General features: G+C 58.8%; 13 protein-coding genes. 7 read left to right on the forward strand and 6 right to left on the reverse strand.

Features of this window, described 5'->3' with window-relative positions:
- The first annotated feature begins 5 nt into the window (after positions 1 to 5).
- Positions 6 to 1,250 carry an AmpG family muropeptide MFS transporter gene (locus ACK4FF_RS00585; protein WP_409703376.1) on the forward strand — a complete coding sequence of 415 codons (1,245 nt, stop codon included), beginning with the start codon at positions 6 to 8 and terminating at the stop codon, positions 1,248 to 1,250.
- Here the strand turns inward: ACK4FF_RS00585 and ACK4FF_RS00590 are convergent.
- Entirely contained in the window at positions 1,191 to 2,234 is a 1,044-nt protein-coding gene (locus ACK4FF_RS00590) for an AraC family transcriptional regulator (RefSeq protein ID WP_409703379.1), read from the reverse strand. The two genes, ACK4FF_RS00585 and ACK4FF_RS00590, sit on opposite strands and share 60 nt — an antisense overlap.
- 121 nt (positions 2,235 to 2,355) lie before the next feature.
- Between ACK4FF_RS00590 and ACK4FF_RS00595 the strand changes: the two genes are divergently transcribed.
- Genes ACK4FF_RS00595 through ACK4FF_RS00605 form a run of 3 tightly spaced genes read left to right on the forward strand, consistent with a single transcriptional unit; the run spans position 2,356 to position 5,598 of the window.
- Positions 2,356 to 3,816: a flavin-containing monooxygenase gene (locus tag ACK4FF_RS00595; protein ID WP_409703382.1), complete on the forward strand. Its 1,461-nt coding sequence runs from the start codon at positions 2,356 to 2,358 to the stop codon at positions 3,814 to 3,816.
- Positions 3,817 to 3,858: 42 nt separating this feature from the next.
- Entirely contained in the window at positions 3,859 to 4,764 is a 906-nt protein-coding gene (locus ACK4FF_RS00600; RefSeq protein WP_409703385.1) for an alpha/beta fold hydrolase, read from the forward strand.
- 3 nt (positions 4,765 to 4,767) lie between these two features.
- Positions 4,768 to 5,598, forward strand: a complete 831-nt coding sequence (locus tag ACK4FF_RS00605) for an SDR family NAD(P)-dependent oxidoreductase (RefSeq protein WP_409703388.1) — start codon at positions 4,768 to 4,770, stop codon at positions 5,596 to 5,598.
- A 16-nt stretch (positions 5,599 to 5,614) separates the two neighbouring features.
- Here ACK4FF_RS00605 and ACK4FF_RS00610 read toward each other — a convergent pair whose 3' ends face one another.
- Positions 5,615 to 6,385, reverse strand: coding sequence for a class II aldolase/adducin family protein (locus ACK4FF_RS00610; protein WP_409703391.1), 771 nt, complete (start codon positions 6,383 to 6,385; stop codon positions 5,615 to 5,617).
- Between the two features lie 190 nt (positions 6,386 to 6,575).
- Here ACK4FF_RS00610 and ACK4FF_RS00615 point away from each other — a divergent pair, with 190 nt between their 5' ends.
- On the forward strand, positions 6,576 to 7,250 hold the full coding sequence (locus ACK4FF_RS00615; RefSeq protein WP_409703394.1) for a hypothetical protein: 675 nt from the start codon (positions 6,576 to 6,578) through the stop codon (positions 7,248 to 7,250).
- Between the two features lie 18 nt (positions 7,251 to 7,268).
- Here the strand turns inward: ACK4FF_RS00615 and ACK4FF_RS00620 are convergent, their stop codons facing one another.
- Together ACK4FF_RS00620 and ACK4FF_RS00625 are read right to left on the reverse strand one after the other, a co-directional pair.
- Positions 7,269 to 8,174 (reverse strand): DMT family transporter, encoded by a 906-nt coding sequence (locus ACK4FF_RS00620; protein ID WP_409703397.1) that lies wholly within the window; start codon positions 8,172 to 8,174, stop codon positions 7,269 to 7,271.
- On the reverse strand, positions 8,167 to 9,177 hold the full coding sequence (locus ACK4FF_RS00625; RefSeq protein WP_409703400.1) for an acryloyl-CoA reductase: 1,011 nt from the start codon (positions 9,175 to 9,177) through the stop codon (positions 8,167 to 8,169). The genes ACK4FF_RS00620 and ACK4FF_RS00625 overlap by 8 nt, the downstream gene beginning before the upstream one ends.
- A gap of 111 nt (positions 9,178 to 9,288) precedes the next feature.
- On the opposite strand from ACK4FF_RS00625, the gene ACK4FF_RS00630 reads away from it, so the two are divergent.
- Both ACK4FF_RS00630 and ACK4FF_RS00635 read left to right on the forward strand, forming a co-directional pair.
- Positions 9,289 to 10,080, forward strand: coding sequence for a PaaX family transcriptional regulator (locus tag ACK4FF_RS00630; protein WP_409703403.1), 792 nt, complete (start codon positions 9,289 to 9,291; stop codon positions 10,078 to 10,080).
- 104 nt (positions 10,081 to 10,184) lie between these two features.
- Complete coding sequence (locus ACK4FF_RS00635; RefSeq protein ID WP_409703406.1) at positions 10,185 to 11,381, forward strand: alpha/beta fold hydrolase; 1,197 nt, start codon at positions 10,185 to 10,187, stop codon at positions 11,379 to 11,381.
- Here ACK4FF_RS00635 and ACK4FF_RS00640 read toward each other — a convergent pair whose 3' ends face one another.
- Together ACK4FF_RS00640 and ACK4FF_RS00645 are read right to left on the reverse strand one after the other, a co-directional pair.
- Positions 11,382 to 11,666, reverse strand: a complete 285-nt coding sequence (locus tag ACK4FF_RS00640; RefSeq protein ID WP_409703409.1) for a DUF493 family protein — start codon at positions 11,664 to 11,666, stop codon at positions 11,382 to 11,384. It abuts the gene before it with no gap.
- 10 nt (positions 11,667 to 11,676) lie between these two features.
- Positions 11,677 to 12,858: a D-alanyl-D-alanine carboxypeptidase family protein gene (locus tag ACK4FF_RS00645; RefSeq protein WP_409703412.1), complete on the reverse strand. Its 1,182-nt coding sequence runs from the start codon at positions 12,856 to 12,858 to the stop codon at positions 11,677 to 11,679.
- Between the last annotated feature and the right edge of the window lie 18 nt (positions 12,859 to 12,876).

Below are 12,876 nucleotides of genomic sequence, written 5' to 3' on the forward strand. Positions count from 1 at the left end.
GGATTATGTCCCTTATTTTTGTATTCGTCAACCCCATGCCTGCATTCCGTTTGTTTTGTATTCTCATTCTCGGCTTTTCCAGCGGCCTTCCCCTTGCGCTGACTGGCAGCACCCTTCAAGCCTGGCTGACCGTGGAAGGCGTGGACATCAAAACCATCGGCCTTTATGCAGTGGTGGGGTTTCCTTATACCTACAAGTTTTTGTGGTCGCCTTTGCTGGACGCCATCAATCCACGGTTGTTTGACCAGCGACGGGGGTGGATTGTGTTGATGCAACTGGCCTGTGCCGGGCTGGTGGCCGCCATGGCTTTTGTGGATGCCCATTCGGCCTGGAACGTGGCTGCGGTGGCGGTGGCGATTGCGTTTTGCTCTGCCACGCAAGACATGGCGATTGATGCCTACCGAACCGACCTGCTTCCGGCCCAGGAACGTGGACTGGGGGCTGCTTATTACGTGGCGGGCTACCGCACGGCCATGCTGGTGTCAGGCGGGCTGGCCTTGATTCTGGCCGGTGAATACCTGGGCTGGAAGGGCACCTATTTGTTGATGGCTGGCCTGCTGGCTTTGAGCGCAGTGGTGACCGGCTTTAGTCCAACAGCAGAAAACCCGGATGCTCAGTCGGCCCGAAAAAATGTGCTGGGCTTGGTTCGGGAGTCGGCCCGGGACTTTTTCGGTAAGCCTGCGGCGGTCTGGATTCTGCTGCTGATTGTGCTTTACAAGATGGGCGATGCCTTTGCAGGGTCGCTGACAACAGCCTTTCTGCTCAAAGGGCTGGGCTTTACGCTGACCGAGGTGGGGGCGATCAACAAGACGGTCAGCCTGATTGCCACCTTGATTGGCGCATTCGCCGGTGGCTATGGTGTCAAGCGTTGGGGGCTGTTCAATGCGCTGTTGGTGTTTGGTGGTTTGCAAGCGGTGTCGAACCTGACGTTTTGGGGGCTGGCAGTGAGCGCGCCCAATGTGGTGGCGATGGGTGCCGCGGTGTTTGTGGAGAACCTGTGTGGCGGCATGGGCACTGCGGCTTTTGTCGCCCTGCTGACCAGCCTGTGCAGCAGGGAGTTTTCGGCCACGCAGTACGCGTTGCTGTCGTCTTTGGCGGCGGTCGGCCGGGTGTACCTGAGCGCCCCCGCAGGTTATGCGGTGGCGGCTTGGGGTTGGGACGGCTTCTTTTTGGCGTCGACTGCGGTGGCTTTACCCGGCCTGGTTGCTCTGTTTCTCTTGCGTTCGAGCCTCAAGAAACTGGCGGGGTGAACAGCTGCGCCATTTTTGAAAGGCATGGATGAATGCCGAGGTGGAGGCGTACCCCAAGCGGGACGACACTTCGGACACACTCAAACCAGTGGAACACAGCAGTTCTTCGGCCATGGTTTGACGCACCTCGGTGAGCAGGTCACGAAAACTGGTGCCTTCATCGGCCAGGCGGCGGCGCAGGGTACGCTCGGTCATGAAGTGGTCGCTCGCGATTTGGGCCAGGCTGGGGGTGTTGGAAATGTTGGCCAGCAGTTTGTTGCGGATCCAGGCCGACGTTCCTCCACGCTCCGTGCGCAGTTGCAGCAACTGCTGCAGTTGGCGATCGAAATACTCGACGGACGCCGGGTTGCCTTTGGGCAGGGGCGTGCTCAGCAAGTCGCGTGAGAACACGACCGCGTTTCTGGACGACTCAAACCGGGGCACTCGACCATACACGGCCTCGTATTGGGCCAATGGCGCAGTGGGACGCATGGAAAATTCAAGGTCCATCAAGGGCATTGCTGCGCCAAACAATTCCCGTTGAATGACCTGAATGGCTGAGGAATCGCGCTCAAGCACAAAGGCTCGGGCTGCGGGTGGCAGGTGATCGACATTCAGCACGATGGCCACGGAATCACTGCGCTCGTCCAGGTCGATCCGGGAAAAAGCAAAGGACAAATCCAGATAGCGCAAGCCCATGTGGACCGCCTCTCCAAAGTTTGGACAGGTAAGCAAGGCATACCCCCAAAGGCCATAGGTGGCCAGGTGATATTCCGCCCCAGCCATCAAGCCCAAACCGGGTGTTTGCCCCTGAAGGCGAACGAGATTGAGTATGACTTGAAGCTCTTGCTCGGGCCGGATTTCAAGATGAGGGTCCTGCAGGTGGGCAGGCGCAATCGATGAGCCCGACAACAAGCCACTGAGCGGTGAGCCCAGCCGCTGTCCGAGTTTGCAGAGAATTCCAACACTGGTTACCGATCGCCGAGGGGCGGCCGCCTTGTTCATGGTGCGTGTCTCCTTCCGTGATTTGCATGTCCGGAATTATCAATTTTTATTGATTGTAGACCAGTTGGCCGATGGATGTCTGCTTCTACACTGAGATGATGATGACGAATGGAGAAAGGCGATGTCTTCGGTAGAACCCCTTGAGGTGTTGATTCTGGGTGCTGGCTTTGGCGGCCTGGGCATGGGCATCGCGTTGAAAAAGGCGGGCGAGCGGCGTTTTGCCATTTTGGAAAAAGCCGCCGAGGTGGGCGGATGCTGGCGGGAGAACACTTACCCGGGCGCAGCCTGCGATGTGCCTTCGCACTTGTATTCATTTTCGTTTGAACCCAAGGCCGACTGGAGCCGTCGGTTTGCCCATCAGGCTGAAATTCTGGGCTACCTGAAAAGCTGCGCCCTGAAATATGGCCTGCATGACCATCTGAATTTCAATGCGGAGGCCAAGGAGGCCTGGTTCGATGAAACCAATCAGTTTTGGGTGGTGAAAGACGCCAAAGGCGGCGTGTGGCGGGCGCGACACGTGGTCAGCGCCGTGGGGCAATTGAGCCGCCCGTTGATTCCCGCCATTGAAGGCCGATCTTCATTCAAGGGGGCGGTGTTTCATTCCGCACAATGGGACCATGACACGGTGATTGATGGCCGCAGGGTGGTTGTGATTGGCACGGGGGCCAGCGCGATCCAGTTTGTGCCGGAGCTGGCCAAGCGGGCAAAGTCGGTGACGGTGTTCCAGCGCTCGGGGGCTTGGGTGATTCCCAAACCTGACAGGGCGTATGGGGTGGTGGACAACCTGGTGTTTTCCGCCGCGCCTTTGGCACAGGCCATAAGCCGCGCCTGGACTTACGTGGAACATGAAAGCCGGGCCATTGCATTTACGCAGCAGCCGTGGATTTTGAAGCTCTTTGAAAGCCGGGCACGAGCGCAGATGCGCAAGCACATCAAGGACCCGCTGTTGCTGCAGAAGATTGAGCCCGACTACGCGTTGGGATGCAAGCGGGTCTTGATCTCCAATGACTGGTACCCGGCCTTGGCGCGCGCCAATGTGGATGTGGTCACCGAGGGAGTGGCCCACTTCGAGGAACACGGGGTCCGCGACGCCAGCGGGGTGTTGCAGGAGGCCGATGTGGTGATTTATGGCACCGGGTTTGCTGCCACAGAGTTTCTGTCGCCGATGAAGATCACTGGACGGCGGGGCATGGTGCTCAATGAGGTGTGGGCCAAGGGGGCGGAAGCCTACCTGGGCATGACGGTGCACGGATTCCCGAATTTTTTCATGCTGTACGGCCCAAACACGAATTTGGCCCACAGTTCGATCGTGTACATGCTGGAATCGCAGATTGCGCATGTCATGGGCGCCTTGCGCTTGAAGCAACGCAAGGGCGCCTCCTTGATTGAGGTGAACGCAGACACGCAATTCGGATTCAATGACCGTTTGCAGCAACGAATTTCGAAATCGGTTTGGGATAGCGGCTGCACAAGCTGGTATAAAAACGAATCCGGGAAAAACATCAACAATTGGCCCGGCTTCACCTTCGAATACCGGTGGAAAACCAAAAAGCCGGACACCCGACATTACAGCTTGAGCTGAGCCGCAACCAGCGGGCTTGCTTGCCAACAGGAGACACCACTTTTGAACGCCCTGCTTCAGGAATTTGGTTTAAACGGCCCCGATTTTGAGGCCCTGAAACGCAAACACAGTACACCCCATTCTCGCTTTGTGAAGTGCATGGGGCTGGATGTCCATGTCAGCATCGAAGGCCAAGGCCCCGATGTGGTGATGGTTCATGGCTTTGCTGCCAGCCTGCACACTTGGGACGATGTGGCCCGCGAACTGGTGAAACAGCACCGGGTGATTCGCTTTGATTTGCCCCCCTTCGGGCTAACAGGGCCCGTGTTGGATGAAAGCGGCAAGCCACGAAAGCTGGATGTGGCGTTTTATCAAACGTTTGTGGATGCGCTGCTGGACACGCTGGACGTTAAGCGCTGCGTGATGATTGGCAATTCGTTTGGTGGCTTCCTGAGCTGGGACCAAGCGCAACGACACCCGGAGCGGGTTCGGGGTGCGGTGCTGAGCGACTCGGTGGCCTATCAGCAGCCGTTGCCGATTTACATCAAGCTGTTCACGATTGCGCCGATTGCGGGGCTGGTGAAACACTCGGTGCCCGCATTTTTGCTGCGCATGGCAATTCGGGATGTGTATGGCGATGCCAGCAAGATCAAGCCTTTTGTGTTGAAACGATACCTTGAGTTGTTCATGCACAAGCCCAACCGCAGCGCAGTGCCCGGAATGGTCGGCGTGTTCACGGATGGCGAGTTGGGTGCCCACCGTCTGCCCGACATCAAAGTGCCCTGCCTGATTGTTTGGGGCGATGCGGACCGCTGGGTGAAACCGGAGATGGGTGAGCGCATGCACAAGGACATCCCGGGTTCACGGCTGATCAGATACCCGGGGGTAGGGCATATTCCGATGGAGGAGACACCGGAACAATTTGCCTGTGATTGCATGGAATTCATTTCGACCTTGCCGGGGGCTTGAGCCATGAAGAACAAAGTGGTGTTCATCACTGGCGGTGCACGAGGTTTGGGTGCTGGCTTGGCACAACGGGTGGTGTCGGCTGGCGGCCAGGTGTTTGTGGTTGACCTCAACGAGCGGGATGTATTCACGCAAACAGAGGCGCTGGGGGCCAATGCGGCGGGCTGTGTGGCCAATGTGTGCTCGCTTGGGGACATTGAGTTGGCGATGGAGGCCTGCGCTGCACGTTTTGGTCGCATTGATGTGGTGGTGGCCAATGCAGGCATTTTGCGCATGGGCTCGATTGAGTCGATGAACCCTGCAGATTTCAAAGCAGTGCTGGATGTGAATGTGAATGGGGTGTTCAACACCATTCGCGCGGCGATTCCTTACCTTCGGGACACGCAAGGTTATCTTCAGGTGGTGTCGTCACTGGCGGCGGCCATTCACACACCCCTGATGGCGCATTACGCAGCCTCGAAAGCCGCTGTGGAGGCGCTGGCGGACGTGGCCCGACAGGAGCTGGCGGTCGACGGCATCGCAGTGGGCTGCGTGCACCCCACCTTCACCAACACGGCGATGATCAAGGAAGTGGATGCCGGGGTTTTGTGGGGCGGGCACAAGGGTGCGTTTGCCGCTGTTGAACCGGAGCAGGTGATTGATGCGATGTTCAAGGGCATCCGCAAACGGCAACGCAAGATCATCGCGCCCAAGCAGATCGCGCCGTTGATTCTGGCGCCGGGCTTGTTCCATTGGGCGGCCGAACAGATCAGCCGCCTTCATGGCTCGGACGCCGCATTCAAGGCCTTTCAGCGGGAAGAGCGGAAAACCAGCCGCAAAACCAAACAGCCCGCCTAAAGGCCGGGCGCTGGGCTTAATCGGCGTAATCGGGGCTGATGCGGTTCAGTTTGCGCAGCAAGGCAGGCCAGGCGATGTTGCCACCGGCATTCAGGGTGACCTTTCGGGCGGCCTGCTGGATGCCGGCTACGATGGCACCGGGCACTTCGATGACATCGGCACCCTGCGCCAGGGCATGCACCTGAATTTGGCATGCCCGCTGCAAAAAGAACATGCGAAGGAAGGCCTCGGCGACGGTGGTGTCGCAAGTCAACAAACCGTGATTGCGCAGAATCATGCTGCGTGTGGCGCCCAAGTCGGCCACCAGCCGAACCTTTTCGTCCGGATTCAGGGCCACGCCTTCGTAATCGTGGTAACTCAGGCCCGACAAGGGGAACAGCGAATGCTGTGACAGGGGCCGCAAGCCTTCGCGCTGCGTGGACACGGCAACACCTTCCACTGTGTGCAGGTGAATGACGCAGTTGGCGTCTTCGCGGGCCTCGTGAATGGCGCTGTGAATGGTGAAACCAGCGGGGTTGATGTCGTAGCTGGACTCCATGACCTTGTTGCCCTGCAAGTCAACTTTCACCAAGCTGCTGGCCGTGATTTCTTCAAACAACATGCCGTAGGGGTTGATCAGGAAGTGATGGTCGGGGCCGGGCACCCGCGCGGAGATGTGGGTGAACACCAAGTCATCCCAGCCATACAGGGCCACCAGGCGATAGCAAGCGGCGAGGTCGACTCGCATTTGCCATTCGGCGTCGGACACGAGCGGCTTGACACTGGATGGCGTGTGGGGTGCATTCATGGCTGTCTCCTTGCTGGGGGCTGTTGTGCATTGATGGCTGTAGGTTCGCCCGCCTGTTTTTCAGTGTACCAGCGGCGCTGGGGTGCGCGTGCGAATATTTCGGATTGAAGTGCATGACATTCGGGGGCATGATGCTGGCAGAGACAACGGGCCATTGACCGCTCACCAACACTCCAGAGGCGAAAAGCCCATGACTGACACGCACGAAACCCAAACGATAGAACTGGAACAATGGCGTGAGGAATACCGGCAGGCCCACATTGGCCCCGGTTATCGCGGTCTGCTGCATTTGGCTTTCACCACCAGCCTGTCGCTGCTGATCATCGGGCTGTGCATCCACCACCTTGCCCCCATGCATGGATGGGAATGGGGCACAGTGCCACTGACCTTGGTGTACGCCAACTTTGCCGAATGGGCCGGGCACAAGTTTGTGATGCACAGACCGGTTCGGGGATTGAACTTGGTGTACAGGCGGCATGCCTTGCAACACCACCGCTTCTTCAGCCAAAACCACATGGAAATTGGATCGACCCGTGACTTCAAGGCGGTGCTGTTTCCGCCGGTGCTGGTGAGCTTCTTTTTGGTGGCGTTTTTTCTGCCGATCGCCCTGATGCTGGATTGGGCTGTGGGGCGCAATGTGGCGCTGTTGTTCACCGCGTCAGGCTTGGGATACTTTCTGAATTACGAGCTGCTGCACCTGTCTTACCACCTGAGGGCCAACCATTGGGTGCATCGCATTCCCGGGTTTTCAGCATTGGCCCGGCTGCACACCACTCACCACGACCCTCGGGAGATGGCGCATCACAACTTCAACATAACCTACCCACTGATGGACTACGTGATGCGAACTTGGAAGCGCCGCTGAGCAATGACGGGTAATGGGTCAGTGGGCGCCGGACTGGTCATCCCATGCCGCCAAAATAGCGGCCCCCATGATCAGCATCCCACCGATAGCCACTTGCCCGGTGAGTACTTCGTTCGCAAAAAGCACCGCACTTGCCGTGGCGAACACCACTTCGGAAAGCATCACCACCGAGGTGACATTGGCCGGCAGGCGAGACGCGCCAAACTGCAAACCATAATTGGCCACCAACAAAGCCACGGCAAACCCAGCCAGCACAGCAACACCCAACCACCCCGGGAAGGCTGGAACTGGAATGCCAGAACCGGTGAAGGCCAATACACCCAAGGCCAGCGCAACCACCGCAGGCACCACCGCCCCGCCGAGGAACATGCCAAGCAGGCGGGCCTGCGCCGAGCTGGATTGCTGATGGCGCAAGAGGACATTGTTCAAGGCAAAAGCGGCACCGCCCATGAGGCCCAACCACTCGCCGAGTGCCGAGGGCACCGGGAAAGCCACTTGCCCCTCAGGGCTTAGCACCAGGGTGGCGCCCAACAGGGCCAGTGCGATTCGAATGATCGATTTGACTGTGATGGCTTCGTTGAGCACCCACCGGGCCAAAAGTACCGCCCAAACAGGCATGAGATAAAACAGCAGGACCACCCGGATGACATCCGCGATGGTGATGCCCCAGTTAAAACCCACCATGGTTGTGCCTGCAGCCAGGGCCAGCAACCACAGGGCTGGGGTGGCCAAGACTTCCCTGAGGGTGGAAGGACGAAACAGCACCAACGCGGCCGAGCCCAGCAGATAGGTGGCCGAGGACGCCCACAGGGCGTGCAAGCCCAACTCGTTGAGCGTGCGCAAGGGCCACCAGGACGTTCCCCACACCAGGGCGTTAAGCACCAAGGCCAGATAAGGCCAAAGGGACAGAGGCTGCTTAGGCACAGTTCACCACCACCCGGCCTTGCAACTGATTGGACAGAACCAGACGCGCGCTGTCGAGAGCCTGGGGCAGACGCACTTCTTTGATCATGAAATCGAGGTCGTATTCGCCCAAGGCCTCGGCCAACATGCCCCAAGCACGCGCCCTTTCTTCGTGGCTGCGATACACACAGTTGATGCCCCGCAAGGTAATGCCGCGGAGAATGAAGGGGGCCACTGACGCGGAAAAATCCATGCCCTGCGCCAAGCCACAGGCTGCAACTACGCCCCCATATTGAGTTTGTGCGCAGGCATTGGCCAAAGTGTGACTGCCCACGCTGTCCACCACGGCGGCGAACTGCTCTTTTTGCAAGGGCTTGCCGGGGCGAGACAGTGAATCGCGGTGAATGAGGTGCGTAGAGGCCAAGCCCAACCTTGCAAAATGCGCAGCCGCCGATTCGGACACAGGTGCGCCCGTGGCATCGATGGAGCCGGTCAAACCAACCACCTCGTAGCCGAGGTGTTTGAGTAACAGGCAACTGACCGACCCTACACCACCGCTGACGCCAGTGACCAACACTGGGCCATCGCCGGGGCGAACGGGGTGATCGAGCAGCGCCATGACGCACAACGCGGCCGTGTAGCCAGCGGTGCCCAAGGCGGCGGCCCAACGGGCACTGCGGCCTTCAGGCAGGGGCGACACCCAGTTGGCTGGCACACGCACTTGCTCGGACAGCCCACCCCAGTGGGTCTCGCCCAAGCCCCAGTCATTGACTTGGCAAAGCGTGCCCACAGGCCACAGGTCGGACTGGGACTCAATCACCTGCCCCACCGCATCAATGCCATGCACCATGGGGTAGGTGCGGGCAATGGGTGCAGTGTGGGTCAGCGCCAGCGCGTCCTTGTAGTTGAGGCAGGAGTACAGGACTTTGATGCGGACCTCACCCGGCGGCAGGGATGCCTCATCCAGGCTCCTGAATTGGGCTTCTTCGGCTTGCGCCGTGTCCGATATCCACGCGTTGATCATGCTGTCTCCTGTTTTTCGCCCGGCAATCATCGCACAAACGAGGGCACAGGTTTGCGCCGCAGGGTCAGCTTCAATACACTCTGGGCTTGTCCTTCAATTGATGAACGAACTGTGCGCAAACCCACCGCAAAAAGCCTGATTCTCGACCTGCTGCTGGCCAACGATGGCCGCCCCTTGTCGGCACGGCAAGCCATTGCGGCCTGCGCGATTTTCGACATCAGTGTGAACAACACCCGTGTGGCGCTGGTTCGGCTGTCGGCTGAAGGGCTGATTGAATCGGCTGGACGGGCCTTGTACCAGTTAACTGACGATGCCCACCTGCTGGCCGACGACGTGGCCACTTGGCGCACAAAGGCCCAGCGGGTTCGCCCTTGGGCTGGCGATTACCTCGTGGTTCAAGCCGACAAACTGACCCGGGCTGAAGCCAAGCAACAACGTGCGCGCAACCGTTCCCTGCACATGTTGGGCTTTCAGGCCTTGAACCCTCACCTGTTCATTCGTGCCGACAACATTGAGGACAGCCCTGACGCGGTGCGGGCACGCCTGTATCGGCTGGGGCTGGAAGAAGACGCACCCGTGTTCCGCGCCAGAGATTTTGATAAAGACACGGAAAAACGCATTCACGCTTTGTGGAACCCGGGCCAATTGGAGACTTTGTACACCCAGCATGAGCTGAAAATCAGGACGTGGTTGGAGCGCCATGATTTGCTGGAGGTGGAGGTGGCTGCGCGGGAGAGTTTCCTGCTGGGCAGCCAAGCCATCAAACATGTGGTGTATGACCCATTTCTGCCTGAGCAGTGGGTGAACATCGACGCACGGGAACGGTTCATTCGAATCGTGCATGAACTCGATGGCGTGGGAAAAACCATCTGGATGAAACTGTGGAGCGAACTGGACACTTAGGCCAATTCCTTCACTTCTAGAGTAAACATTCATCCGAAACGACCAACAGCCCGTATACACTTCGACTTCGTGATTTTTCGCAACGCAACACAGGCCGGCTTGACGTGAAAACATTATTCAAAACAGCGCTAAAGCTCAATGAAGTGGCTGCACAGACTGCAACGAATGCTGCGGACTGGCTGTTTCGCAAGGACATTCTGGTTCAGTCCGGAAAGACCGGCTATGACGTGATTGCTGAACTGGACCCGATGCGGGTTCGGTATTACGAACCGGAGTTGCAAGCCCCACGGGCTAGCTTGGTGGACGGCGAAGAAGAAACCCCACCCCAGCGCCAACACGGCATTCCCTTGGTGCTGGTGCCCCCACTGGGTGTGACCACTGAAACCTTCGATTTGATGCCAGACCGCAGCCTGGTCAAATTCATGGTGCAAGCGGGCTTTCGTGTGTACCTGATTGACTGGGGCAAGCCTGAGCGCAAACACGCCCACCTTGGGCTGTACGACTACAGCCACGACATGATGGGCGAGGCGCTGAAGGCCATCCGCGCGCACAGCCGGTCGGAGGACATTTCCCTCATGGGCTGGTGCATGGGTGGGCTGCTGTGCCTGCTGTACGCCGGGTACGGGGAAGACCGACGGATTCAGAACCTGGTGACCATTGCCAGCCCGGTCGACCTGCGCAACGGCAGGAACATCATGAGTGTGGCCTCAAACACGTTGAATGTGACCGCACGGTTTATTCGCAAATACAGCGAATTCCGGCTGGACCGGATCAACCCTGCCCTGTTCAGCCCACCGGGCTGGGTGGTCAGCCTGGGCTTTAAATTGACCGCGCCTGTGGCCAGCATCACCACCTATTGGGACTTGTTGACCCGCCTGTCTGACAGGGACTTTGTCGTGCAGCACACCACCACCTCGGATTACCTGAACAACATGATGCTGTACCCGGGCGGTGTGGTGCGTGACTTCATGGTTCGGTTCGCGGTGGACAACAAATTGGCCAAAGGCCGCATGAAGGTTGGGGATAAATTCACCGAACTGCAAAACATCCGCAGCAATCTGTTGGTGTTTGCGGGCGACACCGACCACTTGGTGCCCGCCAGCATGGCCAAACAGAGCTTGAAGCTGGTGAGTTCTGATGACAAGACGTTCATGCTGGCGCCCGGCGGCCACATGGGCGTGATTCTGGGCAGCAAGGCGGTGAGCAATGTGTGGCAAACCAGCGCGGACTGGTTGCGGCCCAGGTCTCAGGTTACCAAAACACCCGCCCGCCGCAAGAAGGCTGCCAAAGCAGCCGCTTGATCAAAGAACGATAGACACCAGCTCGTGCCCGGTGAGGGCACGGTAGATGGCATCGAGCTCATCTTGACTGGAGACCCTGACGGTGCAAGTCAGGCTGATGTAGGTGCCCTTGCTGCTGGGACGCATCTCGATACTGCCGGGGTCAAAGCCGGGGTTCATGGCGCCGAGCAGGTCGGCGATGACCTGCGCAAACTCGGGCACGCTCTTTCCCATCACCTTGATGGGAAAGTGGCATGGGAACTCGATCAGGCTGTCCTTGCGCGGGCCGGAACCAATCACATCCATCACAGGCCTCTTATTTGTCGATCCAGAGCTTGGCTGAATCCACCAAGCGGCCGAAAATACCAGCCTCGTCCACATTGCTCAGTGCCACCAGCGGCACAGTGCCCACGAGTTGGCCATCCAGGGTCAGCTTCAAGGTACCCAGCTCAGTGCCCGCCTTGATGGGGGCGATCAGGGTTTCCTTCTTTTCCACACTGGCTTTCAGGTTGGCCGCGCTGCCTCGGGGCACGTTGTACATCAGGTCGCGTATCACGCCGAGTTGAACCTCGCGGGCCTGGCCTTTGTACACGACGCTCGTGCTGATGGGCTGACGGGCGCCATACAACTTGACGGTGTCAAACATCTGGAACCCATAGTTGAACAGCTTCAGGCTTTCCTGAGTGCGGGCTTGGTCCGATGCGGTGCCCAACACAATCGACAGCAAACGACGGTCAACGCCATTGGGCAACTTGCGAACGGCCGAGCTGACCAAGCAATAACCGGCGGCGTCAGTGTGGCCGGTTTTCATGCCATCAACGGAGGAATCGATCCACAACAGTCGGTTGCGGTTGGGCTGGCGAATGCCGTTGTAGGTGTACTCCTTGGTGGAATACATTTTGTAGTAGCTTGGAAAGTCTTGAATGATGCGGCGGGCCAGAATGGCCAGGTCGTTGGCCGTGGTGTAGTGCTGCGGGTCGGGCAGGCCACTGGCGTTGCGGAAGTTGGACTCGTTCATGCCCAGGCGTTTGGCCTGCTGGTTCATCAGGTTGGCGAAATTGCTTTCGTCGCCGCCCAGCAGTTCGGCCAGCGCACGCGTGGCGTCATTGCCGGACTGAACGATCATGCCGTAGAGCAGTTCTTCCACGTTCACGGGTTTGTTGGGCTCGATAAACATGCGGGAGCCCTCTGCCTTCCACGCGGTGGGCGACACGGGCACCTGCTGGTCCAGTTTGATCTGCTTGTTCTGCAAGGCCGAGAACACGAGGTACGCAGTCATCAGCTTGGTGAGTGAGGCGGGCTCAAGCCGCTGGTGGCTGTTCAGTTCGGCCAAGGTTTGGCCAGTGGTCAGGTCCAACAACATGTAACCCTTGGCGCCGATGTCGGGCACAGGGGGCATGGCTGAATTTTGGGCATGCACGGCTGTGGCCGCCAGGGTGCAGGCCAGCGCTACAGTGCGCAAGGTCTGCCGAAACAGAGTGAAACCGGACTTGAACAAAACACGCTCCTTGATTGT

The sequence above is a fragment of the Limnobacter sp. genome (assembly GCF_046297615.1).
In the GTDB taxonomy this organism is placed as follows: Bacteria; Pseudomonadota; Gammaproteobacteria; order Burkholderiales; family Burkholderiaceae_B; genus Limnobacter.

Excerpts from the sequence above, each read along its gene's own strand:
- ACK4FF_RS00615 (WP_409703394.1), top strand. The coding sequence starts at position 6,576 with ATGACTGACACGCACGAAACCCAAACGATAGAACTGGAACAATGGCGT.
- ACK4FF_RS00585 (WP_409703376.1), top strand. The coding sequence starts at position 6 with ATGTCCCTTATTTTTGTATTCGTCAACCCCATGCCTGCATTCCGTTTG.
- ACK4FF_RS00640 (WP_409703409.1), bottom strand. The coding sequence starts at position 11,666 with ATGGATGTGATTGGTTCCGGCCCGCGCAAGGACAGCCTGATCGAGTTC.
- ACK4FF_RS00590 (WP_409703379.1), bottom strand. The coding sequence starts at position 2,234 with ATGAACAAGGCGGCCGCCCCTCGGCGATCGGTAACCAGTGTTGGAATT.
- ACK4FF_RS00625 (WP_409703400.1), bottom strand. The coding sequence starts at position 9,177 with ATGATCAACGCGTGGATATCGGACACGGCGCAAGCCGAAGAAGCCCAA.
- ACK4FF_RS00605 (WP_409703388.1), top strand. The coding sequence starts at position 4,768 with ATGAAGAACAAAGTGGTGTTCATCACTGGCGGTGCACGAGGTTTGGGT.
- ACK4FF_RS00595 (WP_409703382.1), top strand. The coding sequence starts at position 2,356 with ATGTCTTCGGTAGAACCCCTTGAGGTGTTGATTCTGGGTGCTGGCTTT.
- ACK4FF_RS00610 (WP_409703391.1), bottom strand. The coding sequence starts at position 6,385 with ATGAATGCACCCCACACGCCATCCAGTGTCAAGCCGCTCGTGTCCGAC.